Source organism: Chryseobacterium pennipullorum (genome assembly GCF_003384725.1).
In the GTDB taxonomy this organism is placed as follows: domain Bacteria; phylum Bacteroidota; class Bacteroidia; order Flavobacteriales; family Weeksellaceae; genus Chryseobacterium; species Chryseobacterium pennipullorum.
Genome location: NZ_QNVV01000025.1, coordinates 15,446 through 38,505 on the forward strand (window position 1 = coordinate 15,446; position 23,060 = coordinate 38,505).

Below are 23,060 nucleotides of genomic sequence, written 5' to 3' on the forward strand. Positions count from 1 at the left end.
AAACCATAAAAATGTATATTATTGATGGCTCCTTCAGACATTGCACTTCTTAAGACCTTTACGCATTATTTTTTGCATCTGGTTTTTCCCGTTTTTATCTCATTGGTTTTTTTTCGTAAAAACTGGAAGAAAGCCTATCTGATTATGTTGGCAACAATGCTTGTTGATGTAGATCATTTATTTGCCAATCCTATATTTGATCCGTCAAGAAACAGCATAGGATTTCATTTTTTTCACTCTTATTATGCCATTGCGGTGTATTTTTTGCTGCTCTTTTGTAAAGGGAACATCAGAATTGTAGCGGTAGGACTTCTTTTTCATATGTTAACTGATTTTCAGGACTTTAATTTCTGGTGTCATTAAAATATTATTAATATTTTCTTTTAATATTTCAAATCGTATAGATTTTTTGTATTTTGTAGTCACGATATGAGACTTAAAGAATTTTTACATTACACGTATATTTTTCCTGTCCTGGCGGTGGGGTACTATTTTTCCGGTCTTATGGGAACCGGTGTTGTTAATGATATTATTGCGGGCATTTTGTTGATTGGGAGTGTTTTATCGGCAGTACATCATGCAGAAATGGTCGCTCATAAAGTCGGCGAACCTTTTGGAACAATCATCCTTGCCCTTTGTATTACGATTATTGAAGTAGCGTTAATCATCTCACTGATGGTTGCCGGCGGAGATCAGGCGATCACGCTGGCCAGAGATACCGTTTTTGCCGCTGTTATGCTTATTCTTAATGGTATTTTGGGGATCTGTATATTGGTAGGTGGCGTTAAATATCATGAACAGTTCTTTGCAAGAACTTCCGCTACAACCTATTTGGTGAGTACGGTCTCCATTCTTATTCTTACCCTGGTTCTTCCCAACTTTACATCGAGCGTCAACGGACCGTTCTACAACCAGGCACAGCTTATTTTTGTATCCATTGCCTGTCTGGTCATTTACGGTGTTTTCCTGATGGTACAGACGGTGAGGCACAGAAGCTATTTTATCGTTCCCGATGAACATCCTGAAGAACATTATATTCCCACATTAACGAAAACCCTGATCAGTTTTGGCTTTTTAGTCGTTTGCCTGGTTATTGTTGTTTTGATGGCCAAAGGACTATCGGATACAATTGAAGGAATGGTGCAGAGTGTAGGTGCCCCTAAATCTTTAGTGGGAGTAATCATTGCTGCTGTTGTTCTGCTTCCCGAGGGGGTTGCAGCGATACGTGCCGCAAGAGCCAATCAAATCCAATCCAGCTTAAATCTTGCGTTGGGTTCAGCACTGGCAAGTATCGGCTTGACGATTCCTGCAGTCTCTGTGGTGTGTATTACTTATGATATTCCACTGGTTCTGGGATTGGATAAAAAAGATATTATTTTACTCTCTTTATCAGTGTTTATCGTCATGCTGTCATTAAGCAGAGGAAAGACGAATGTATTGTATGGTACTGTTCTTCTGGTCAACCTGGCAGCGTATATTTTTACCGTAATTGTTCCATAAAAAACCTTAAAAGATCACTGAAACTCTGGCACGGAAGTGCCAGACAAGCTTCAATTGGCTACAGTCTTCTGGCGAGCTCCATTTTGAATGCCATTAACTTGGCAATATTTTCTGATTTATAAATTGCCATATCGGCATTTTCTCCCACGAAGTGTTCTTCAATGGTTGTTCTCCAAAGCTCCAGCCACCGGTCAAAGTGTTTCTGTTCCATAGCCTGTTTTTCATTGATCGGAAAATGGACGCCCATAGGATTTCCCTTATAAGTCATCTGGCCAAAAAGTACAGACTCCCAAAAAGAATACATTTTCGGCAGGTGCTGGTCCCAGTCTACTTTAGCAATATCATTAAAAAAGAATCCGATGGTTTCATCCTTAACGACTTTTGCATAAAATTGGTTCACCAGATATTCTATATCCTCTCTCGATTCAAGCTTTTTCATCTTTCAAATGTACAGCAAAATCAGATGAGATGATAAAACATTCCATTGATAAAATTCATGAAAACAATATTTTATCTTTGTGCTTCAGATATTAAGAAAGAGATCATGTAAAACAGGTACTCCTTATAACTGAACAGAATAGCTAACTAATGATATCAAAATGGCAGGAGGATTCAGAAATAAAATCCGGCAGAAAAATGCGGAAAACAGTGGTTTTGGAAGCAACGCGTCCGGACGGTTTATCAATAAAGGAGGACTCCCGAATGTTCAGCGACGGGGCGTAAATGTTTTTAACAGGCTTAGCTGGTACCATACCATGCTGAACCTGTCTTCATTTCGTTTTATTTCCTATCTGGTGATTGCCTATATTCTTATAAATATAGTTTTTGCAATGGTCTATTATCTGATCGGAGTGGAGCATCTTACAGGAATTGATAAAAGTGACCCATTAAACGAATTTATAGATGTTTTCTTTTTCAGCTCGCAGACGTTTACAACCGTTGGATATGGGCGAATAGCTCCCGTGGGCTTTATGGCCAGTCTTGTGGCCACCTTTGAGGCTTTTCTGGGATTGCTTACCTTTGCCATTGCAACAGGACTTTTTTATGGAAGATTTTCCCGGCCAAGGGCATATCTCAGATTTTCTGATATTGCGGTCGTTGCGCCTTTTCAGGGAGGTTCAGCACTCATGTTCAGACTTGCTCCCTATAAAAACAATGCGCTTACGGATGCTGATGTTATTGTTTCTGCCGCCATTGAAGTTATAGAGAATGGAGTACCAAAAAGTAATTTTTACAGGCTGGAAACTCAGCTGAATAAAATTAATACATTAGCGCTGAACTGGACAGTGGTACATAGGATTGACGAAAATTCGCCGTTCTATGGTTTTTCGGAAGATGATTTTAAAAGTACAGATATAGAACTCATTGTTCAGGTAAGGGCATTTGATGAAGTTTTCTCCAATACAGTCGTTCAGCGGTCCTCGTATATCACCAGCGAAATTGTCTATGGTGCCCGATTTGTTCCGATGTACTATCCGGATAAGGAAAACCTTAGTACCATTCTGGACCTGGATAAAATTAATGAGTACCAAAAGGAAGACCTTCTCAGATGAGAAATATAAAATAAATGAATTTAGATTTTTATAAAAAACAGGCTTTACAAAAGCAGAAAGAACATAAAAAGTTTCTGGACGGACTGAAAAAGAAACCGCCCAAAAACCTTGATTATATCGTTCAGGAGACCCACGATGACGTCTTTGATGATGTCGACTGCCTGCAGTGTGCCAATTGCTGTAAGACAACCGGCCCTTTGTATACAGAAAAAGATATTGAAAGGATTGCTAAACATCTCCGTATGAAATCTGCTGATTTTGAGGCTAAATTTTTAAGGGTAGATGAAGACCAGGACAAAGTACTGCAGAATCTTCCCTGTTTTTTCCTGAATAACGATAATACCTGTTCGATCTACGATGTGCGCCCTAAAGCCTGCCGCGAATACCCTCATACTGACCGCAAAAAAATCTACCAGATCAATAATCTGATGGTGAAAAATACAGTCATCTGCCCGGCGGCTTTTGAATTTGTGGAAAGAATGATGAAGAATATATCGAAATAATCCTTGCCAGGTTTTCAAGCCTTGACAAGAATTACTTCCAGCCTCAGGCTTCGTCCTTCAATCTAAATTGGTTAAAATAATTTTATAAATTCCTCTTAAATAATTATAAAGTACGTTAAATAAGTCGGTTACACATAATTTTAAAAATGATGTTTCGTTTATGTTAAACAATCATTTAAAATAGTTATTATGAAAAAGTTATTTTTAACCGCAGCGTTTACATTAGCTGGTGTACTTACAGTTTCGGCTCAAACAGACCCACAGAAACCGGCACAAAATACCACAAGTACAACCACACCAGCTCAGACACAGCAGCCGGCTACACAACCCAGCACAACTACCAGCTCCACTAGTCAGCAAACGAGCGGTACTGCAACAGTAGATGCTACCGCGACTGCGACTCCTGCAACTGATGCTACAGTAAGTACGGGAACCACAATGGAAGCTACAAAACCGGCAGATGCCACCAAAGAAGAAAAGAAGTCTAAGAAAAAGAAAAAGTAAAAGAAAGCACTTTAGTAGACATTAGTCGGAATCCTGGGATCTTGTATTTCAGGATTTTTTTTTCGTGATTTCTTCAGCTCTGAATGCCACAATCTTTTTTACCAAATCAAGAGGAATCTCTTCATGAATAGGGAATTGTACTGCCCCTTTGGAATACTTCAATTTTTTTTCCGTAAAATCTTTCTCAAAGTTTTTGATTCCATGGTCTCCCGGATAAAAGCCAATATGTTTTTTATAACCTGCAAAATAAATGAAAGGTTTTCCTTTATACCGGAACGCAGGCATCTGATATCCTATATACTCTTCAAGGTCGGGGATCTGTGAATGAACGGCTTCCCGGAGCTGATTCAGTTTTTCCTGTACTTCCGGTGGAAACAACAGGATATAATCATTAATATTTTTGAAGGTGTTTTTCATCTTCTAAAAATAAAAAAAGCGCTGCATATAGCAACGCTTTCTCCTTTCACTTTTTACTTTTTTCCCATTATCCCGGGAACAGGCTATATCAAAAAAGGTCGGGAGTTTTTCCCAACCTTGTTTTATTTTCGTTATACAACGCCCTGCGCCAACATTGCCTCTGCTACTTTTACGAAGCCGGCAATATTTGCACCTTTTACGTAGTTTACATAACCGTCTTCGTCTTTTCCGTAATCTCTGCAAGCCTTGTGGATTCCAATCATGATTTCCTTTAATCTTGCATCTACCTCTTCAGAAGTCCAGTTTAGACGGATAGAGTTTTGAGTCATTTCTAATCCTGAAGTAGCAACACCTCCAGCATTGGAAGCTTTACCAGGAGAGAATAATACTTTATTATCCAGGAAGTAGTTGATCGCATCCAGCGTAGATGGCATATTGGCTGCCTCAGTTACACACAGACATCCGTTTTCAACCAATACTCTTGCATCTTCAAGGTCCAATTCATTTTGCGTTGCAGAAGGGAATGCTACATCACATTTCACTTCCCAAGGACGTTTCCCGGCGTGGAATTCAGCAGATGGATATTTTTTAGCATAATCCTCCGCTCTGTTGTTGCCTGAAGATCTCAATTCTAAAAGATAATCGATTTTTTCTCCACTAATACCGTCTTTATCGTAGATGTATCCGTCCGGACCAGAAATGGTTACTACTTTAGCACCAAGCTCGGTTGCTTTTTTAATCACTCCCCATGCTACGTTTCCAAAACCTGATACCGTTACTGTTTTGCCTTTGAAATCCTGTCCGATCGTTTTAAGCATCTGTTCAGCGAAATACACGACTCCATATCCTGTAGCTTCAGGACGGATTAGTGAACCTCCGTATGCAAGACCTTTTCCCGTAAGAACTCCGGTAAATTCGTTTCTGATTTTCTTGTATTGTCCGAATAAGTATCCGATTTCTCTTGCTCCCACTCCGATATCTCCTGCAGGTACATCGGTTTCAGGACCGATATGCTTGCATAGTTCCGTCATGAATGCCTGGCAGAAACGCATAACCTCCATGTCTGACTTTCCTTGTGGATCGAAATCCGAACCTCCTTTACCACCTCCCATCGGAAGAGTCGTTAAAGAGTTTTTGAACACTTGCTCGAAAGCAAGGAATTTAAGAACGGATAAATTCACAGTAGGATGGAAACGGATTCCTCCTTTGTATGGTCCGATTGCAGAGTTCATTTGAATTCTGAAACCTCTGTTAACCTGAATTTCTCCTTTATCATCAACCCATGGAACTCTGAAAATAATAATTCTTTCAGCTTCAGCCATTCTTTCAAGCAGCTTCATTCCGGTATATTCTTTTTTCGTAGCAATGAATGGAATTACAGTTACGGCAACTTCTTTTACAGCCTGTAAGAATTCCGGTTCGTTAGGATTTTTTGCTTCAATTTTTGCAATAAACTCTTGGATTTTCTGGTCAATATTATATTGTTCCATATATTAAGGTTGAATATTATTGTCAACAAATTTAATTTTTTTTTCAAGATTCACAACACTATATTTTAACATTGTTAAAAATTAAATAATAATGTTTGATAATATTATTAAATCAATAATTTGTCATTAAATTTTGTTAAAAATTAAATGTTATGTGTGAAATAATGCAGTATTAAGAAATCATTAATTTTTAAATTGCAATAAATTGCCTCCCGGAAAATGATTTTACTTTCCCTAAAAGTTCCAATTCTAAAATTATCGGCAGGATTTTGTGGGAAGAAAGGGAAATTTCCTGCGCCAGATCGTCTAAACTGATCTTCGGATTTGCCCTGATGAATTGGTATATTTGGTTTTGATTATCAGTTAATTGTATTGTGCTTTCACTGTGCGGAAACAACTCTTCAATTTTTTCCCTTGGGGTATGAAATCCAAGATTTGATATAAGGTCTTTGATCGTTGAAATGGCAGTCGCTTTATGGTGGAAAATCAATTGATTACATCCCTGGCTGTAAGGGTCTGTGATTTTTCCCGGAAGGGCATAAACATCCCTGTTGTAATCATTGGCAAATGATGCCGTACTTATAGATCCGCCCCCAAAACCGGTCTCTACAACCACCGTTGACGGAGAAATTCCAGCCACAATTCTGTTTCTTTGAATGAAATTTTCACGGTCAGGTTTTCGGGACGAAGTGAACTCTGTCAGCAGTGCACCGCCTTCCTCAAGAATCTTTTCAGAAAGCTTTCTGTTTTTTGCAGGATATAAAAACTCAAACCCGTGGGCAAGAACAGCCAGTGTAGGTTTTAGGGTACGAATGGACTGCTCATGAACTTCCTTATCAACTCCAATAGCTAGGCCGCTCACCGATATGTATCGTGATAACTGGGTTTCCGCAAAAAAATCTTCAATGAATTGCCGGCCATATGAAGTCATATTGCGCGTTCCTACGATGCTTATTTTTTTAAGAGCATCATCAAAATTTCCTTTTTGATAAATAATTGCAGGAGCATCTGGGCATTCATTAAGAATGGTGGGAGTTTCCCTTAGATGTCTAAGCCTGATTTGAACCGAATTTTTTTCGCAGAACTCCATCTCCTTTTCGGCGAATTTCAAATGATCTTTGTTGCCGATATCAGACACCGTTTTCAGACCTAATCCGTCCAGCTTTTTATATTCCTTTTTTCCCCTTTCCCATGCCTCACGGGCACTCCCAAAGGTAGTAACCAGTTTATGAAAATAGATGTCGCCAATCTGGCTGCATTCGCGTAAAGCGATTGCATAAAAATGTTCTTCGGAGATCATGTGTGTTTTTTTTCAAATGTAGTGAATTAAGTGTTATCTCTTTCTCAATTCATCCAAATGATCCCATATATCATCTCTTTTTTTATACGGAAGTTCCAGAAAGTCTTCGGGATGATTTTCTTTATATTCCTGCCACAGTTTATCATCTTTTTCACTGTAATAATTAGGAAACTCCCAGATGAATTTTTTCTTCTTTTCACCTACATGTCTAAATGCGAATGCAAGGATACTTCCTACCACAGCGCCTGATAAATGGGCTTGCCATGATATTTTGCTGGGTTCCTGCATCGTATAAAACAACTCTTCCGGCAGCATTCCCCATACCAAACTCCCATAGTACAGTACAACAAGCATTGAAATGGTAAGGAGCTTCATATGCCATTTGAATACACCGCTGAAGAAAAGGAAAAAGGCAAGAACATATACCACACCACTGGCCCCGATTGTACAGGTGTACAGATAATCACCGGTGAGAATATCAATAGGAGGAAGCAGCCAAACCAAAAGGCCTGTTGCCAGCCAACCGGTAACAAAGACTTTGTTGGCCACTACAGGATAGAACTGATACAGCAAAAACATCAGAGCGGCCATCGGTATAGAATTTCCTATAATATGATCTATATTCCCATGCAGAAGAGGAGAGGTGATCACCCCCAGCAATCCTTCCGGCAACAGGGGAATAATGGCTCCAAAGCAACTTCCAAAAAAGCCTTGCATCTGTAAAAAATATCCGAACCACATTGCAGAAAGCATCAGCAAAGGGTATATCATCGCTCTTTTGGAAATTACATTTTTAAACATGGAGGTTGTACGTCAAATCAAAAGCCAATAATAAATTTCGGAAAATTTGTCGATGAAATTCCGCTACTGTATTGATTTTAAGACAAAAGGTATCAATTTTATTTTTCATCTATGTTTTTTGGCACTGATTTTACTGAATTACTAGCTGTTAGGTAGATTAAATATAAAAGGCAGCGGCTTTTCATGTAAAATGTACCTATTAAAAAAAATTATATTAATATTTTTGCATTGAAAATTATTTATAGTAATGAAGAAGTTTTTATTGATTCTTTCCATTTTTATGGGGATTTATGCGAGTGCACAAGAAGAATTGAAAAAAGATTCCGCAGTGGTGGACACGGTAAAATACTGGTCAGTGTTGGGAAAAAACACTTTAATGATTAATCAGGCTGCCTTTTCAAACTGGGTAGGAGGAGGAGCAAACAATGTAGGATGGCTTGCCGGTATCAATTATAATATCACCTATGAAAAAGATAATGATCTATGGGAGAATATTATTATCCTCGGATATGGACAGAATGATACAAAAGGATTGGGGGTAAGAAAAACCCAGGATATGATAAATCTTTCTACCAACTATGGAAGGAAGTTCTCCAAAAGCTGGTATTTTTCTTTAGGAGCCGGCCTTCAGTCACAGTTTGCTCCGGGATATGAAGATGGAAATAATCCTAAAGCTAAGAAAATTTCAAATTTTATGGCGCCCGGATATGTGAACGTGGGTATTGGTATTACCTACAGACCTAATGATGATTTAACCGTTACGTTACGTCCTACCAACGCCAGATGGACCTTTGTAATGGATAAGGACCTTCAAATGGCTGGCAGTTATGGATTGAAAAACGATGGAGATACTTCACTTTTGCAGTTCGGTTTCCTGGGAACAGCCATTTATAAACTGAAGATAATGGAAGACATTCATTTGACCAACACGGCTTCTGTCTTTTCTAATTATCTTGACCGTCCGGACAGGCTCGTCCTGGCTTATGGGGCTATTCTTAATCTGAAAGTTAACAAATATATATCTTCGAATATAACGCTGGATCTGTTATATGATCACAACCAGATCGAGAAGACCCAGCTGAAGCAAACACTCGGAATTGGGTTCGCTTATACGCTTGATAACGGAGTAAAACGCTCAGACCGTAAGGACAGTCAGTGGTGGATTAAGAAATAATCTTAAAATATGAAAAGAAAAAGTACTTCAGTAATGAGGTACTTTTTTTTTCTATCGGATAGGGTACCGAAAAAGGAAAGTTGGCATGGTAGGAAAACAAACGAAGTATCTTTAGTACTGTATCAATCTTTAACACTACATTTAAGTCATCACCTGTGACTTCCAGCTTCTAATCTCCTGCGGTTTTTTATCTGTGAGCTCAGCACTGTTTTAAGTTTGAGAGTTATGAGTTGTTGATTTAAAATACTTTCTATCAGGCGTTTAGCTTGATAATTGCAATGTGTTAAATTCATTTTAAAGTGAATTTTATATAAGGGTGAATTATTATTTTATAAATTTGCAGCAAATCGTTAATTATGAAAAAATTTTTATTGGCTGCTTCCCTTTCTTTTGGAGTAGCAGCAATGGCTCAGGAAGCTAAAGCAGACGCTCCTGCAGCAGATACTGTAAAAGCCTGGTCTATCCAGGGACAAAACACACTAATGCTTAATCAGGCTGCCTTTTCAAACTGGGTAGGGGGAGGAGCCAACAACGTGGGATGGCTTGCTGGAGTTAATTATAACCTTACGTATGAAAAAGGCAAAAACCTTTGGGAAAACATTATCATTTTAGGATACGGACAAAACAATACTCAGGGAACAGGAGTACGAAAAACCCAGGATGTTATCAACCTTTCTACGAACTACGGTAGAGAATTTGCCAAAAACTGGTATATCTCAGCAGGAGCAGGCTTGCAAACCCAGTTTGCACCGGGATATGAGGATGGCAATAATCCTGATGCTAAAAAGATTTCCAATTTCTTCGCACCGGGATATCTGAACCTTGGGGCAGGGGTTACGTACCGTCCCAATGACGATTTTACGGTGACATTGCGTCCGGCCAATGCAAGATGGACCTTCGTATTGGATAAAGAACTTCAGAAAGCCGGTACTTACGGGTTGAAAAATGATGGCGATTCTTCTCTCTTCCAGTTCGGTTTCCTGGGAACGGCAATGTATAAACTGAAGATTATGGACAATATCAGTCTTCTGAACACTGCTTCTGTATTCTCAAATTATCTTGATCATCCTGATAGACTGGTGCTGGGATATAGCGGGATACTGAATATGAAGATCAATAAGTATATTTCTACCAATGTGACTCTTGATTTGTTGTATGATCACAACCAGATCAGAAAAACACAGTTGAAACAGACATTAGGAGTAGGTTTAGCCTATAATATAGACAATGGTAAAAAACGTTCTGAAAATAAAGATAATCAAAGCTGGTTAAAGAAATAATCCATACTTACTATATAATAAAAAAGCACTTCACAAACGGAAGTGCTTTTTTATTTATCAAATATATAAGTCTTAAAAATCTATATCAACTTCTAATTTTTCTGCCAAAAGCTTTGAAATTTTTTCTTTCAGGGGCTCAATGTCAATATTCTGCATGGCATCGTTAGCAAAAGCATATAGAAGCAATGCCTGGGCTTCTTTTTTAGAAATTCCCCTTGCTCTAAGGTAGAACAGGGCATCCTCATTAAGCTGACCTACAGTACATCCGTGTGAACACTTTACATCATCTGCAAAGATTTCCAGCTGTGGCTTTGTATCGATGCTTGCACCTTCGCTTAGCAATACATTATTGTTTTGCTGGTAAGCATTGGTTTTCTGAGCGATTTTATCTACAAATACCTTTCCGTTGAAAACGCCGTGAGCATTACCATCAAAGATTCCTTTGTAATTCTGGTAACTTTCACAGTTCGGGAAATTGTGATGAACTGCCGTATGGTGGTCTACCAACTGATCTTTTCCAATAATCGTAATTCCGTTCATGAACGAATTGATATTCGATCCGTTCTGAATGAAATCCAGGTTGTTTCTTATCAGTTTACCCCCAAAGGAGAAGGTGTTGACAGTCGTTAAGCTGTCTTTCTCCTGTTTTGCAAAGGTGTGATCAACAAGGTAAGACGTATTGTTGTCGTTCTGAAGCTTATGCCAGTCTGCTTTTGCATTCGGGTAGGTGAAGATCTCTGTCACCGAGTTCGTCAGTACATAGGTGCTGTCAAAATTATGGTGACTTTCGATGACCTCTACTTTTGCTCCTTCTTCTACGATTAATAGATTTCTTGTATTATAGAATGTGTTTTCTTCCTGATTCTGAGAAATGTAGAATACGTGAATTGGCTTTTCAATGACCACATTTTTAGGAACTTTCAGAAAGAATCCATATTTGCAGTACGCAAGGTTAAGATTGGTAAAAGCTAAGTCTTTGGAAGCAATGGTATTGAAATACTTTTCAAAAACTTCTTTATGTTTCTCATCATTCAATGCATAATTAAATGAAAGGAACTCTACATTTTCAATAGAAACTTTTGAAAGTTCTTTATGAAGTTTACCGTTTACGAAAACGATCCAGTCAAAATTCTCTTCTCCTAAGTGCAGTTGGTCAAACTGTTCTTTGGTGATATTATGATGCTCTTTCGGAAAGAAGTTGTAGTCTTTTTCCGTGATCTCCTTCAGATTGGTATACTTGTACTCTTCGTCTTTTTTTGTAGGAAAACCAATGTTTTCAAACTTCTGAAGCGCTGCTTTTCGATCATCATCCAGAAATCTGTGACGAAGACTCTCCAAAAATTCGTTATGGTTCTCTATAATTTGTTCTTTTAATGCCATTACTGGTATATCTGTGGTTTGCACCATTTTTTCTTTTTATTTGAACTAAAATATTGTTATTCCAAGAAAAAGGGAATCCAATTTTAAATATTAGAGATTCTTCATTATACTGTTCTTTATTCAGATGCCAGCGAAAATCTCTGAAACAATCGATTCCGTTCTTAGTTAAGAAGCCAATCGTATCCTTTTTCTTCAAGTTCCAGGGCTAAAGACTTATCACCTGTTTTGATGATTTTTCCATTGGCCAGAACGTGAACAAAGTCAGGTTGAATATAGTTAAGCAATCTCTGATAGTGAGTAATCAGAAGAACTGCATTTCCTTCATTTTTAAATTGGTTTACACCGTCTGCTACAATTCTTAAAGCATCGATATCTAATCCTGAATCCGTTTCATCAAGAATCGCAAGTTTAGGATTAAGCATCATCATCTGGAATATTTCGTTTCTTTTCTTTTCACCTCCTGAGAATCCCTCGTTCAGTGATCTTGAAAGGAAGTCTTTTTTGATTCCCAGCTTTTCAGATTTTTCGCGGATTAAAGCAAGCATTTCTTTGGCCGGCATTTCTTCCAATCCGTTTGCTTTTCTTGTTTCGTTTAAAGCAGCTTTGATAAAGTTGGTTACTGAAACTCCCGGAATTTCGACCGGATACTGGAAAGAAAGGAAAATCCCTTTATGAGCTCTTTCTTCCGGAGCATCTTCAATGATGTCTTCTCCCTGGAAAAGGATGTTTCCATCAGTCACTTCATAATCCTCTTTTCCTGCAATTACAGAGGAAAGAGTAGATTTTCCGGCTCCGTTCGGCCCCATGATCGCATGAACTTCGCCCGGCTTTATTTCAAGATTAATCCCTTTTAATATTTCTGCGCCATCTTCAATTTTGGCGTGAAGGTTTTTAATTTCTAACATTTTATTTGCTTAAACAAATTATTTTTGAATTCTATATACTAAACTTTCAGGTTGACCAGGGACATCATCAAGCGTCCCGATTGGTATCATACCTGCCTTTTCCAAAACTTTAACAGAAGCTATATTGCTGGGACGGACAATGGCGAATATATCTTCTCTATTGCCTTCATTAAACCCAATCTCTATAGTTTTCTTTGTGAATTCTGTGGCGTATCCCTTCCCCCATGCCTCGGAAGCAAAACGATACCCTAAATTCAATTTTTCTTCTTCTCCGTAGAGTTTATAGCTAAGTCCTCCAAAACCGATGGTATTCTCCGGACTATCCTTTTCAACAATTACCCAGCTTCCAAAATTATGCGCTTCCCAATGATCAAGCATTCTGGCAAATGTGCCTTCTGCTTTTTCAAAACTCATGGGTCCGCCTGGATTATGAATGTTGGTTTGAGGATCATGATTAATTTCAAAGAACCTTTCAAAGTCTTCTTCAGTAGGTTTTCTCAAAATTAATCTTTCTGTAGCGATCATCTTTTTTATCCTACCGAACCTTCTAATGAGATTTCCAAAAGTTTCTGAGCTTCAATAGCAAACTCCATTGGAAGCTTATTTAAAACTTCCTTACTGAAACCGTTTACGATCAGAGCGATGGCTCTTTCTGTGTCAATTCCTCTCTGGTTACAATAGAAGATCTGATCTTCACCAATCTTTGAGGTGGTCGCTTCGTGCTCCAGCTGAGCCGAAGAATCTTTAATCTCAATGTATGGGAAGGTGTGGGCTCCACATTCGTTACCCATCAGTAATGAGTCACACTGGGAAAAGTTTCTTGCCCCTTTGGCAGACGGCATCACTTTTACCAGTCCTCTGTATGAATTTTGAGATTTCCCTGCAGAAATACCTTTTGAAATGATCGTTGATTTGGTATTTTTCCCAATGTGAATCATTTTAGTACCGGTATCTGCATATTGGTGATTGTTGGTTACGGCAATAGAGTAGAACTCTCCGATGGCATTGTCCCCTTTAAGGATGCAAGACGGATATTTCCATGTTACTGCTGATCCGGTTTCCACCTGCGTCCAGGAGATCTTTGCATTTCTTTCGCAAAGTCCTCTTTTCGTTACAAAGTTAAATACCCCACCTTTTCCTTCTTCATTACCCGGATACCAGTTCTGAACGGTTGAATATTTAATTTCAGCATTATCTAAAGCTATAAGTTCAACGACTGCGGCGTGAAGTTGGTTTTCATCTCTGGAAGGCGCTGTACATCCTTCAAGGTAAGAAACATAGCTTCCTTCGTCTGCAATTACAAGCGTTCTCTCGAATTGCCCTGTACCTGCCTGGTTGATACGGAAATAGGTTGATAGCTCCATCGGGCATCTTACGCCTTTAGGAATATAGCAGAAACTTCCGTCCGAAAATACCGCGGAATTCAACGCTGCATAGAAATTATCACCTCGCGGAACTACTTTTCCCAGATGTTTTCTTACCAACTCTGGGTGGTTTTTGATCGCTTCAGAAATAGAACAGAAAATAATTCCTTTTTCTGCCAGTGTATCCTGGAAAGTAGTTTTCACAGAAACTGAGTCTATAACGATATCTACAGCAACTCCTGAGAGTCTCTTTTGCTCCTCGATATTAATCCCTAGCTTTTCAAAAGTCTTCAATAATTCGGGATCTACCTGATCAAGGCTTTCCAGTTCTGGTTTTGCTTTTGGAGCAGCATAATAGCGGATAGCCTGAAAATCGGGCTTTTCATATTTGATGTTCGCCCAGGTAGGTTCCACCATTTTTTGCCAGATTTTGAAAGACTCCAGACGCCATTCAGTCATCCATTCAGGCTCTTCTTTTTTAGCAGAGATTGCGCGGACGATATCCTCATTTAATCCAATTGGAAAGTCTTCATAATCAATCTTCGTTTCCCAACCGAATTCATATTTTTTATTTTCTAGATCGACCCTTAAATCGTCTTCAGTATATTTACTCATTATTATTTTTTAGATTTCAGATTTTAGATTCAGCTCAGACTTGTATCTGAGAGCTGATACCTAGTATCTTATGTCTTTTCTCTAAAGACTAAATGATTCCCCGCATCCACATGTTCTGGATGCATTCGGGTTGTTAAAAACAAACCCTTTTCCGTTCAAGCCTCCTGAATACTCAAGAGTTGTTCCTGCTAAATAAAGGATGGATTTTTTATCAATAATAATTTTAATGTCATTATCCTCAAAAATCTGATCTGTGTCTGTTTTTTGGTTGTCAAACTTTAAAACATACTCTAAACCAGAGCATCCGCCGCTTTTTACCCCCACTCTTATATAATCTTCAGCAGGGTTAAAACCATCTTCAGTCATTAACTGAATGGCTTTTTCCTTTGCATAGTCTGATACTTTTATCATTGTATTTATTTAGAATGATTTAATGATGCAAAAATACGAACAAAAATCAGGATATAAAAATCAGCATTTTTATTTTATCGATTTTTATTATTGATAGCTTTAACCTTGGTAATCTTTTGAAATCCAAAACATAAATAGATTCGAAAATGAAAAGATTAGGTATTATTGCTCTGGCGCTGTTCGTACAGCACTTTTCGGCGCAAACCAACAGGTTTGTGTACCAGGTAACAATGAAGCCGGATGCAGAAAATAAAACAGAAATAAAAACTGAAAATGCCTATTTGGACATTTCTGCAGAAAAATCTTTTTTCTACTCCGAAAACAGGATCAAAAGGGATTCCATTATGCAGAAAGCTTTTCAGGGCGGTGGCGGAAGAGGCAGTATGAACAGGGACCAGATGGAAAACCTGAAAACCAATATCAGCTACTCGGTAGAGAAAGATAAAATCAGCCAGAAAACTTATTTTAAAGACAGAATAGGTCGTGATCAGTATTCGTACGAAGAAGACAGACCTCTGACCTGGAAAATTTCTTCAGAAACAACAAAAATTGGAGAGTATAAGGTTCAGAAGGCAGAAACGGATTTTGGTGGAAGAAAATGGACGGCATGGTTTACTACAGATCTGCCTTATCAGGATGGACCTTACAAGTTTGGTGGACTTCCGGGACTGATTGTAAAAGTGGAAGATGATAAAAGTGATTATTCTTTTGATCTGATGAAGAATTATAAGATTGCTGAGTTTCCGGCTTTGAACCGGTTTGGAAATACACTGAAAGTCAAAAGAACAGATTTTGTTAAACAGCAACAGAAATTCAAAACAGATCCGATGTCATTTATGAATCAAGGTGGCGGTTCCGGAATAACGGCTCCCATGCGGGTAAGTGCAAGAGGATCTGGTAAAGGTGGAAATCAAAACCCTGCCGAAATGAGAAAGAGAATGGAAGAAAGAACAAAAGAGGAGACCAGGAAAAATTCTAATCCTATCGAATTGCAATAAATAAAAATGCGGCCTCAAACGGGGCCGCATTGTATAATTTTATATGAAATTAGCTATCCAAGCCTAATAGGTTTTCATAACCTGTTAGGTTTTTTATTAAATGCTTTAATAGAAGAGATTATTTCAAAAGCTGGTTAAAAGTATCACCTTGCCTGATGTCTCCGGTATTGTAGCCTTTCATAAACCATTCTTTACGCTGGGCTGAAGTTCCATGGGTAAAACTTTCCTGATTGACGTATCCCTGTGATCTTTTCTGGATATTGTCATCTCCCACAGCCTGAGCAGCATCTATGGCAGACTGAATGTCTCCGGGTTCAAGAATCTTTCTGGAGTCGTCATTTTTTTTAGCCCAGACCCCGGCGTAAAAATCAGCCTGAAGCTCTGTAGCGACCGACACCCTGTTCATGTCAGCTTCCGAATATCTTCCGCTTCTTCTCAAGGCATCTACTTTCTGTGTAGTTCCCAGCAGGGTTTGTACGTGGTGCCCTACCTCATGGGCAAGGACATAAGCTACGGTAAATTCTGTAACTTTTGCTCCAAATCTTTGCTGAAGATCTCCGAAGAAGCTCATGTCCATATACACTTTTTGATCTGCAGGGCAATAGAAAGGCCCCATAGCAGCTTGTGCCGTTCCACAGGCAGAATTTGTGGTATTTTCAAAAAGGACAACCTCAGGAGCCTGATAAGCCATGCCGTTTTCTTTAAAAATCTGATCCCAGGTCAGGATGTTCCATTTGGCCATCATATCGACCATTTGTCCTATTTGTTTCTCTTCGGCTGTTAGCTCCCTTCTCTGGCCTGTATTGCCGGATTGCTGTACACTTCCGGAATTCAATATGCCCGAAGGATCGCCTCCCAAAAAGAAAACAATTGCAGCAATAATTAAAGTTCCGAGTCCGCCGCCTACGATCATACCGCCTCCGCCACCTCCGGAACCACGGCGGTCATCAACGTTTCCGCCTCTGTCGTCTGTCCATTTCATAACAATATCTTTTGTGTCGTAAATTTATAAAATTAATGCTTACAATAATTTATTAAGTTATTGTCGACCTCTTAATTTATTGATTGCCGAACTTTTCCCTTAAACTTCTTTGTAATAGTCTTTGTTGTGGCCATTGATCGACGTTTGGTTTTGTCCTGCTCTAAATGTAAGTGTTGCAGCATTATTGGCGATCGTGAGCTTTTGTGTGGTTACTGCTGAAAAACAAAATAAGAGGATGTAAGGAATCCTCTTATTTAAAAATGAATATGTTGTGCTGTGAAGCATCCAGATTATCGGTTAAGTTGATTGGTCTTCAGCCAATAAGACGTTGACTGATAGGCTGAAATGGCCTCATCTACGAGTTTCTGATCTTTATTTTTCAAAAGCTTTTCGTTATAGTAAAGTTTAAACTCCGGAGCCAGCTCACTTTTTTCCAATTCTAAAGAATACTGCTTTACCTTTTTCACAGGGGAAATGATGGTAAGGCGTCCGTCCTTTACAAATCCCAGATCCTGATAGGTCGCAATGTAGGCCTTCGGCTGGAATTCTTTTTTGAAAACGTCCTGACCTAAAAATTTAGACTGGTAACTAAAGTTTAAAAGTCCGAAAAGGGTAGGCATCACATCGATCTGAGACATCAGCGCATCAAATTTCTGAGGCTGAATAAATCCTTCTGAGAAGATCATAGCAGGGATTCTGTATTTATCCATTGGAAGTTCAGTCTTTCCTGCACTTGATGCACAATGGTCTGCAATGATGACGAATACCGTATTTTTATACCACTCCTGCTTTTTAGCCATTTCAAAAAACAGTTGTAAGGAATAATCGGTGTACTTTACGCCGCCTTCACGGGATTTAGCTGTTCCCGGAATATCGATTCTTCCATCCGGATAGGTAAAGGGTCTGTGATTGGAAACAGTCATCCAGTGGTTAAAGAAAGGCTTTCCTGATTTTGCTTCAGCGTTCATAACCTGAATGGCTTTTCTGGCCATATCTTCATCTGAAACTCCCCAAACATTGGCAAAGGTTATTTCTTCTGGTTTAAAGTTGTTTCTGTCGACGATATCATAGCCGTTTCCACCAAAGAAATCCTGCATATTGTCGAAGTAGCTGTATCCGCCATATAAAAATTTGACATCGTAACCTTTGGATTTGAATACATTTCCTGTGGTAAACTTATTTTTATTGTCGTTTCTCTTGATAATACTTTCTCCGGCTGTAGGAGGAATACAAAGGGTTAAAGCCTCCAGCCCGCGTACCGTCCTGTTACCTGTAGCATACAGATTGGTAAACATCAGAGATTTCTGTGCAAGACTATCCAGAAACGGAGTTATTTTTTGAGTATTCCCATACTGTTCCATAAAGTCGGCCGAAAGGCTTTCTATGGAGATAAGGACTACATTTTTCTTTTCTTCAGGCTGTGCTGCCAGGACATTTCTGGACAGGGCAGGCTCCGGATACTGGCTCAGGAAGTTTTTCTCTGCCTGTTGCTGATTGAGCTGTGAATAAAACTGGAAGTAATCCAGTTCATTATGGGTAAAGGCCCAGTAAAATTTTGGAATCCCGTTGGCTTCAATTTCATCTGCAAATACATTATCTGATTTGATCTGCATCAGTGAAGGGATAGCCAGCAGGCTGAGTGCACACAGAACCATGAACGTTCCCAGAAGAACCATTTTCTGTTTAAAATTGGGCAACTCCAGTAATTGGTCTTTTGTTTTTTTATAGATAAACCAGGTAATGGTAAGCGTAACAATCATTATAGCAGAGAATAGAGGAACTACCGGGTAGCTTTCCATAATATTTCCAATTACCTCGTTGGTATAGATCAGGTAATCTACTGCGATAAAGTTATAACGGACCCCAAACTCATTGTAAAAGAAATACTCACTTACTCCGTTGAAGATGATCAGAAGCACGTACAAGAACAGGGTGAAAAAATACAGGCCATTTCGTATTCTGGTTCTTTGCGTTGGAAGAAAAAGCATCAGTCCGAACAGGAACGTTTTTATTCCTACAAAGGAGAGCGCGATTTCTGTGACAGAACCTCCGTACTGCTTGAATATATTATTCGGAATAAGCCAGATATATAGAAAGAGCAGTACTAATGCCCCGAAAATAATATAGCCGTAAGGTTTTTTATATTTTGAATTGCAGAGAAATAAAAAGTAAAGCGCAAGAATAGAACTGGCGAGGATGAAAACAAAAATATCATTGACAAGTCCTATGAACAGTACCTTAATGACTTCGAAAAGTCCAAACGTGGCTGTTGTAATGGGATGAAAAAAGAATACGGTCCTTATTATCAGAGAAACAATAAGATAGAAGATTCCTAAATAGAGGAAGGGTTTAATTTTCTTTAAAAACATAAATGACTATCAATATGAATTTCACAAAGATAGTTTTTGTAGGCAACTTTTGGCAGAAAAAGTCAAAACATAATAAAATATTGAGTAGATTTTAAGGATTTTTTAAGCTAAAATAAAGCTTTTTGGAATGAAGTGATAGATTGTACAGGGCTATAATGCTTCTTATGATAAAGCACGAAAGATGACTAATGAGCATAAAAAAAGAGACTTTCTCCAACGGAAAGTCTCTGTATGCTGGTCATGTCATGTAAGACACTAAGAGTGGCCAAAGCCGATATTTCCCTTTTTATCGGACAGCTTCTTTTTGAAATCAATCATCCTTAAAGCGGTAACGGCGGCCTCCACTCCCTTATTACCAAGATCACCACCGCTTCTGGCGATAGATTGCTCTTTGGTATCATCTGTCAGTACACAGAAAATAGTAGGAGTGTCTGTCATGATATTGCAGTCTTTGATTCCTTGCGCGACAGCTGAACATACATAATCAAAATGAGGAGTCTCTCCACGGATGACGCATCCGATAGATATTACTGCATCATATTTTCGTTCTTTACAAAGCTGCATACTGGCATAGTTCAGCTCAAAAGCTCCCGGAACAGGAAAAAGTTTAATATTTTCAGGCTTTACTCCTTCTTTCTCAAGGATTTCCAAAGCTGCATCACGAAGATTGTATGTTACAAAATCATTCCACTCAGAAAAAACAATGCCGATAGAAAAATCTTCGGCATTGGTTATATGAAGTGGCTTGTAATCGGAAAGATTAACTGTTGCCATTTTTTAGTAATATTTAGTCATTTCAATATAAGAATCAGACATTCCGTTGTCGTAGTCCTGATATTTCTCGTCAATTGCAGAGAAGTATTTTTTAGCATCTGCATTTTTCTTTAAGCCTAATGCTACGATACCTGCTTTTCTTGTGAAAAAGTATGTGGTGTAAGGGTCATCAGAAGCTGTTGCTGCTTTATCTAATAAAGCTAAAGCCTCGTCATTTTTGTTGAGTCCTGACTTCGCATCAGCCATAGCACCATATTTCATAGCCATCAGCGTTTTATTGTCAGAAGAGAATTGATCTAGAAGATCATAAGCTTCCTGGAATTTTCCTTCTTTGAATTTCAATAAACCGGCATTATAAGAAGAAAGCTTACCGATTTTTGTAGAAGAATACTCGTTGTATGTTCCTACAAAACCTGGATTTGCTGCAGATTTCCCACCTAAAGCCTCTTTATCTTTACCTTCCGTAAGGTTTTTCTGAGCAGAAAGGAAACTTTTTACTGCTTCGGCATTTTTAGGAGCTACTACAAACTGCTTGTAAGCGAAAAATCCTAAAACTCCCAAAACTAAAACCCCGAATACAATTCCTAAAGGTTTTGAATATTTTTCAAGAAATCTCTCAGTGTTTAAAGCCTCTCTGTCAAGGTCTTTAAAGAACTCAACTGTTTCTTTGCCTTCTTGCTCTTTCTGAGCACTCTTTCCCAATTTTGCCATAAGTTTTTAAAAATTGAAATGCAAATTTAATTGTTTCTGAGAGATTTACAAAATACTTTGTCAGTATTATTATGTAAATGTTATTAATCTGCATTTTCTGATCGTAAAAAAGCTTCAGCTCCGCTCATTATGACCCTTTCATGTGATGACGGCCATGGTAAGCAGAGCCGAAGCCTGTTTATTGATAGGGTTAATATTCCAGAATGTGATAGACCTCTGCGCCGAATCTTTTCAGCTTCTCCTCTCCTTTAAGATCTTTCAGACCGATCAGAAAGCTGAATTGGGAAACGGTAGCTCCCTGCTTTTCTATCAGCTTGGCCGCTGCTTCTGTAGTTCCTCCGGTCGCCAGAAGATCATCATGGATTAGAATTCTCTGTCCTTTTTTGATCTGTCCCTCACGGGTTTCTATTTCTGCACTTCCATATTCAAGGTCGTATTTTTCAGAAATAACCGGTGGTGGAAGTTTTCCCTGTTTTCTGATTAGGATGAATGGAACTTCCAGCGCTACCGCGATCGCAATTCCGAACAAATATCCGCGGCTTTCTATCCCGCATACCGCATCTATTTTTCCTTTGCTGAAGGCAGCAAGTTCTGCAATAACATCTTCGTAGAGCTTCGGGTTTAGAAATATCGGGGAAATATCCTTAAACTGTATTCCGGGGATCGGAAAGTCCGGGACATTTTCAATTGTTTCGTTTAATTTTTTGATCAGTTCTGATGAAGCCATTTATGGATTTATTTTATAGCTGGAAATTTTCCAGTCTCCGTTTACATTTTTAAGTCCGAAAGTTACTTTTAATGACGTGGTCTTACCGTTTTTATCGGTCACATCATACGTAGCGTTTACACTGGCACCATTTGCATTAGCAGCACTTGTGGTAATATTTTTTACACTTACATTTTTCACCGATCCAAAACCTGATATAGGATTTGAGAAAGATTCATAGCTCCCCCAGCTTGGATTGTTGGAGGTATCATAAGCTGCTTTTAAATTTTGAGAGCTTACACTGTTCAAAAATTTGCTTACTGTATTTTTAGGATCAGCTGTAGGTTGCTTTGGTGCTGCCGGAGTAGCCGGTGTAACTGTTCCCGGATCCGTACCAGGTACAGGCGTTGCTGTTGGGTTGTTCGGATCTATAACCGCACTTGGCTGTTGTGGTACGGCAGCTGTATCTGTTTTAGGAACTGCAGGAACCTTCAGAGCCGCAGCGTTCACATCAAGTCCGATTTTAGACATTTTGAATGTTTTGGCTGTTGTTTTTACTGAAACGGTGATATCAATTTTATTATCCACGACTTTTGAAGCAGGAATGGACGAAAATTTTAAATTAAATCCTTTAAAGTTATTATCCTGCATTAAGTTTTTAGCTGTGGATAGTCTTACACCATTACTGTAAACTTCAAGAGTTGTCTCCAGACCAGCTCCTGTGAACGAAACCGGGTTTCCGGCTGCATCTACAAGTCTTGGTACAATCTGGATGGCTGTGGGTGCTCCGCTTCCGTCATCACCAGTAGGTCTGGTCACGAGGGTTAGTGAGCCTGCTTTTACATCGTTAGGATCACTTTCTTTAGCTTTATCATCGCCGAAGATATTCATTTCTCCTAATGATGGTGGGGCTGTACTGGCCCATTCTATACCGTTTTTCTGTGCTACTTCGTCAGCCAGGGTCATGATTTCCGGAACTTTTTTTCCGTTGATCAGTTTTCCAAGGGCTTTCAGCTCATTAATGTCACCGTCAGCTTCTACACCAAATGTTTTAAGGATATACAGTGCTTCATTAAACTTTATTTGCTTAATGGTTGGAAGGCTGGAGGTCATATCATTGATACTTGACTGCAGCGTTTTAGTATTCGTAGCATCTACATGGTCTTTCTTGCATGCTGTAAAAAGCAAGAGACTGAAAACAAGTAGAAAAGAAAACTTTTTCATTTTTATTTGGTTTGTTGCAAATTTAATAAAACCTTTATTAATAGCGGATTTTATTTTTTGTTTTGTTTTTCTTGGCCATCATCCCTGAAAAAGTTGCTG

24 protein-coding genes are annotated in these 23,060 nt (G+C 38.8%); 8 read left to right on the forward strand and 16 right to left on the reverse strand.

What is annotated here, in order from left to right; all coding sequences use genetic code 11:
* Positions 1-24 precede the first annotated feature (24 nt).
* Positions 25-363, forward strand: a complete 339-nt coding sequence (locus DRF67_RS19700) for a DUF6122 family protein (protein ID WP_115930014.1) — start codon at positions 25-27, stop codon at positions 361-363.
* 66 nt (positions 364-429) lie between these two features.
* Positions 430-1,500, forward strand: coding sequence for a calcium:proton antiporter (locus DRF67_RS19705; protein ID WP_115930015.1), 1,071 nt, complete (start codon positions 430-432; stop codon positions 1,498-1,500).
* A gap of 58 nt (positions 1,501-1,558) precedes the next feature.
* Here the strand turns inward: DRF67_RS19705 and DRF67_RS19710 are convergent, their stop codons facing one another.
* Positions 1,559-1,939, reverse strand: coding sequence for a group III truncated hemoglobin (locus tag DRF67_RS19710; protein ID WP_115930016.1), 381 nt, complete (start codon positions 1,937-1,939; stop codon positions 1,559-1,561).
* Positions 1,940-2,099: 160 nt separating this feature from the next.
* Between DRF67_RS19710 and DRF67_RS19715 the strand changes: the two genes are divergently transcribed.
* From DRF67_RS19715 to DRF67_RS19725, 3 genes are all read left to right on the forward strand, one after another.
* Complete coding sequence (locus DRF67_RS19715) at positions 2,100-3,053, forward strand: ion channel (protein WP_115930017.1); 954 nt, start codon at positions 2,100-2,102, stop codon at positions 3,051-3,053.
* Positions 3,054-3,067: 14 nt separating this feature from the next.
* Positions 3,068-3,556 carry a YkgJ family cysteine cluster protein gene (locus tag DRF67_RS19720; protein WP_115930018.1) on the forward strand — a complete coding sequence of 163 codons (489 nt, stop codon included), beginning with the start codon at positions 3,068-3,070 and terminating at the stop codon, positions 3,554-3,556.
* A gap of 189 nt (positions 3,557-3,745) precedes the next feature.
* Positions 3,746-4,060, forward strand: a complete 315-nt coding sequence (locus DRF67_RS19725) for a hypothetical protein (protein WP_115930019.1) — start codon at positions 3,746-3,748, stop codon at positions 4,058-4,060.
* Positions 4,061-4,108: 48 nt separating this feature from the next.
* Here the strand turns inward: DRF67_RS19725 and DRF67_RS19730 are convergent, their stop codons facing one another.
* The 4 genes from DRF67_RS19730 to DRF67_RS19745 all read right to left on the reverse strand — a co-directional run bounded on the left by DRF67_RS19730 (position 4,109) and on the right by DRF67_RS19745 (position 8,068).
* Positions 4,109-4,477, reverse strand: coding sequence for an iron chaperone (locus DRF67_RS19730; RefSeq protein WP_115930020.1), 369 nt, complete (start codon positions 4,475-4,477; stop codon positions 4,109-4,111).
* A gap of 131 nt (positions 4,478-4,608) precedes the next feature.
* On the reverse strand, positions 4,609-5,967 hold the full coding sequence (gene gdhA / locus DRF67_RS19735; RefSeq protein WP_115930021.1) for an NADP-specific glutamate dehydrogenase: 1,359 nt from the start codon (positions 5,965-5,967) through the stop codon (positions 4,609-4,611).
* Between the two features lie 190 nt (positions 5,968-6,157).
* Entirely contained in the window at positions 6,158-7,267 is a 1,110-nt protein-coding gene (gene dprA / locus DRF67_RS19740; protein WP_115930022.1) for a DNA-processing protein DprA, read from the reverse strand.
* Positions 7,268-7,300: 33 nt separating this feature from the next.
* Complete coding sequence (locus tag DRF67_RS19745; RefSeq protein WP_115930023.1) at positions 7,301-8,068, reverse strand: rhomboid family intramembrane serine protease; 768 nt, start codon at positions 8,066-8,068, stop codon at positions 7,301-7,303.
* Positions 8,069-8,315: 247 nt separating this feature from the next.
* Between DRF67_RS19745 and DRF67_RS19750 the strand changes: the two genes are divergently transcribed.
* Positions 8,316-9,242, forward strand: a complete 927-nt coding sequence (locus DRF67_RS19750) for a DUF3078 domain-containing protein (RefSeq protein WP_115930024.1) — start codon at positions 8,316-8,318, stop codon at positions 9,240-9,242.
* Between the two features lie 356 nt (positions 9,243-9,598).
* Entirely contained in the window at positions 9,599-10,522 is a 924-nt protein-coding gene (locus DRF67_RS19755) for a DUF3078 domain-containing protein (RefSeq protein WP_115930025.1), read from the forward strand.
* A 72-nt stretch (positions 10,523-10,594) separates the two neighbouring features.
* On the opposite strand, the gene sufD is transcribed toward DRF67_RS19755, so the two are convergent.
* The 5 genes from sufD to DRF67_RS19780 all read right to left on the reverse strand — a co-directional run bounded on the left by sufD (position 10,595) and on the right by DRF67_RS19780 (position 15,197).
* Positions 10,595-11,902: a Fe-S cluster assembly protein SufD gene (gene sufD, locus DRF67_RS19760; protein ID WP_115930055.1), complete on the reverse strand. Its 1,308-nt coding sequence runs from the start codon at positions 11,900-11,902 to the stop codon at positions 10,595-10,597.
* Positions 11,903-12,063: 161 nt separating this feature from the next.
* The gene (gene sufC / locus DRF67_RS19765; protein ID WP_115930026.1) at positions 12,064-12,807 is read right to left on the reverse strand and encodes a Fe-S cluster assembly ATPase SufC; all 744 of its coding nucleotides are present in this window, start codon (positions 12,805-12,807) and stop codon (positions 12,064-12,066) included.
* Between the two features lie 18 nt (positions 12,808-12,825).
* On the reverse strand, positions 12,826-13,332 hold the full coding sequence (locus tag DRF67_RS19770) for a GNAT family N-acetyltransferase (protein ID WP_115930027.1): 507 nt from the start codon (positions 13,330-13,332) through the stop codon (positions 12,826-12,828).
* Positions 13,333-13,337: 5 nt separating this feature from the next.
* Positions 13,338-14,786, reverse strand: coding sequence for a Fe-S cluster assembly protein SufB (gene sufB, locus DRF67_RS19775; RefSeq protein WP_115930028.1), 1,449 nt, complete (start codon positions 14,784-14,786; stop codon positions 13,338-13,340).
* Between the two features lie 81 nt (positions 14,787-14,867).
* Positions 14,868-15,197, reverse strand: coding sequence for a HesB/IscA family protein (locus DRF67_RS19780; RefSeq protein ID WP_047098035.1), 330 nt, complete (start codon positions 15,195-15,197; stop codon positions 14,868-14,870).
* 146 nt (positions 15,198-15,343) lie between these two features.
* Here DRF67_RS19780 and DRF67_RS19785 point away from each other — a divergent pair, with 146 nt between their 5' ends.
* Positions 15,344-16,195 carry a GLPGLI family protein gene (locus tag DRF67_RS19785; protein ID WP_115930029.1) on the forward strand — a complete coding sequence of 284 codons (852 nt, stop codon included), beginning with the start codon at positions 15,344-15,346 and terminating at the stop codon, positions 16,193-16,195.
* Between the two features lie 118 nt (positions 16,196-16,313).
* Here DRF67_RS19785 and ypfJ read toward each other — a convergent pair whose 3' ends face one another.
* The 6 genes from ypfJ to DRF67_RS19815 all read right to left on the reverse strand — a co-directional run bounded on the left by ypfJ (position 16,314) and on the right by DRF67_RS19815 (position 22,961).
* Positions 16,314-17,177 carry a KPN_02809 family neutral zinc metallopeptidase gene (gene ypfJ, locus DRF67_RS19790; protein WP_115930030.1) on the reverse strand — a complete coding sequence of 288 codons (864 nt, stop codon included), beginning with the start codon at positions 17,175-17,177 and terminating at the stop codon, positions 16,314-16,316.
* Positions 17,178-17,467: 290 nt separating this feature from the next.
* The gene (locus DRF67_RS19795; protein WP_115930031.1) at positions 17,468-19,546 is read right to left on the reverse strand and encodes an LTA synthase family protein; all 2,079 of its coding nucleotides are present in this window, start codon (positions 19,544-19,546) and stop codon (positions 17,468-17,470) included.
* Between the two features lie 255 nt (positions 19,547-19,801).
* Complete coding sequence (gene ribH / locus DRF67_RS19800) at positions 19,802-20,320, reverse strand: 6,7-dimethyl-8-ribityllumazine synthase (protein ID WP_034734563.1); 519 nt, start codon at positions 20,318-20,320, stop codon at positions 19,802-19,804.
* A gap of 3 nt (positions 20,321-20,323) precedes the next feature.
* On the reverse strand, positions 20,324-21,031 hold the full coding sequence (locus tag DRF67_RS19805; protein WP_115930032.1) for a YfgM family protein: 708 nt from the start codon (positions 21,029-21,031) through the stop codon (positions 20,324-20,326).
* A 190-nt stretch (positions 21,032-21,221) separates the two neighbouring features.
* Complete coding sequence (locus DRF67_RS19810; RefSeq protein WP_115930033.1) at positions 21,222-21,758, reverse strand: adenine phosphoribosyltransferase; 537 nt, start codon at positions 21,756-21,758, stop codon at positions 21,222-21,224.
* Positions 21,759-22,961 carry a RodZ family helix-turn-helix domain-containing protein gene (locus DRF67_RS19815; protein WP_115930034.1) on the reverse strand — a complete coding sequence of 401 codons (1,203 nt, stop codon included), beginning with the start codon at positions 22,959-22,961 and terminating at the stop codon, positions 21,759-21,761. It abuts the gene before it with no gap.
* Positions 22,962-23,060: the final 99 nt, after the last annotated feature.

Excerpts from the sequence above, each read along its gene's own strand:
- DRF67_RS19780 (WP_047098035.1), bottom strand. The coding sequence starts at position 15,197 with ATGATAAAAGTATCAGACTATGCAAAGGAAAAAGCCATTCAGTTAATG.
- DRF67_RS19710 (WP_115930016.1), bottom strand. The coding sequence starts at position 1,939 with ATGAAAAAGCTTGAATCGAGAGAGGATATAGAATATCTGGTGAACCAA.
- DRF67_RS19725 (WP_115930019.1), top strand. The coding sequence starts at position 3,746 with ATGAAAAAGTTATTTTTAACCGCAGCGTTTACATTAGCTGGTGTACTT.
- DRF67_RS19720 (WP_115930018.1), top strand. The coding sequence starts at position 3,068 with ATGAATTTAGATTTTTATAAAAAACAGGCTTTACAAAAGCAGAAAGAA.
- sufB (WP_115930028.1), bottom strand. The coding sequence starts at position 14,786 with ATGAGTAAATATACTGAAGACGATTTAAGGGTCGATCTAGAAAATAAA.
- dprA (WP_115930022.1), bottom strand. The coding sequence starts at position 7,267 with ATGATCTCCGAAGAACATTTTTATGCAATCGCTTTACGCGAATGCAGC.
- ribH (WP_034734563.1), bottom strand. The coding sequence starts at position 20,320 with ATGGCAACAGTTAATCTTTCCGATTACAAGCCACTTCATATAACCAAT.
- DRF67_RS19750 (WP_115930024.1), top strand. The coding sequence starts at position 8,316 with ATGAAGAAGTTTTTATTGATTCTTTCCATTTTTATGGGGATTTATGCG.
- DRF67_RS19755 (WP_115930025.1), top strand. The coding sequence starts at position 9,599 with ATGAAAAAATTTTTATTGGCTGCTTCCCTTTCTTTTGGAGTAGCAGCA.
- DRF67_RS19785 (WP_115930029.1), top strand. The coding sequence starts at position 15,344 with ATGAAAAGATTAGGTATTATTGCTCTGGCGCTGTTCGTACAGCACTTT.
- DRF67_RS19715 (WP_115930017.1), top strand. The coding sequence starts at position 2,100 with ATGGCAGGAGGATTCAGAAATAAAATCCGGCAGAAAAATGCGGAAAAC.
- gdhA (WP_115930021.1), bottom strand. The coding sequence starts at position 5,967 with ATGGAACAATATAATATTGACCAGAAAATCCAAGAGTTTATTGCAAAA.
- sufD (WP_115930055.1), bottom strand. The coding sequence starts at position 11,902 with ATGGCATTAAAAGAACAAATTATAGAGAACCATAACGAATTTTTGGAG.
- DRF67_RS19745 (WP_115930023.1), bottom strand. The coding sequence starts at position 8,068 with ATGTTTAAAAATGTAATTTCCAAAAGAGCGATGATATACCCTTTGCTG.
- DRF67_RS19795 (WP_115930031.1), bottom strand. The coding sequence starts at position 19,546 with ATGTTTTTAAAGAAAATTAAACCCTTCCTCTATTTAGGAATCTTCTAT.
- DRF67_RS19805 (WP_115930032.1), bottom strand. The coding sequence starts at position 21,031 with ATGGCAAAATTGGGAAAGAGTGCTCAGAAAGAGCAAGAAGGCAAAGAA.
- DRF67_RS19815 (WP_115930034.1), bottom strand. The coding sequence starts at position 22,961 with ATGAAAAAGTTTTCTTTTCTACTTGTTTTCAGTCTCTTGCTTTTTACA.
- ypfJ (WP_115930030.1), bottom strand. The coding sequence starts at position 17,177 with ATGAAATGGACAGACGACAGAGGCGGAAACGTTGATGACCGCCGTGGT.
- DRF67_RS19730 (WP_115930020.1), bottom strand. The coding sequence starts at position 4,477 with ATGAAAAACACCTTCAAAAATATTAATGATTATATCCTGTTGTTTCCA.
- DRF67_RS19700 (WP_115930014.1), top strand. The coding sequence starts at position 25 with ATGGCTCCTTCAGACATTGCACTTCTTAAGACCTTTACGCATTATTTT.
- sufC (WP_115930026.1), bottom strand. The coding sequence starts at position 12,807 with ATGTTAGAAATTAAAAACCTTCACGCCAAAATTGAAGATGGCGCAGAA.
- DRF67_RS19810 (WP_115930033.1), bottom strand. The coding sequence starts at position 21,758 with ATGGCTTCATCAGAACTGATCAAAAAATTAAACGAAACAATTGAAAAT.
- DRF67_RS19770 (WP_115930027.1), bottom strand. The coding sequence starts at position 13,332 with ATGATCGCTACAGAAAGATTAATTTTGAGAAAACCTACTGAAGAAGAC.
- DRF67_RS19705 (WP_115930015.1), top strand. The coding sequence starts at position 430 with ATGAGACTTAAAGAATTTTTACATTACACGTATATTTTTCCTGTCCTG.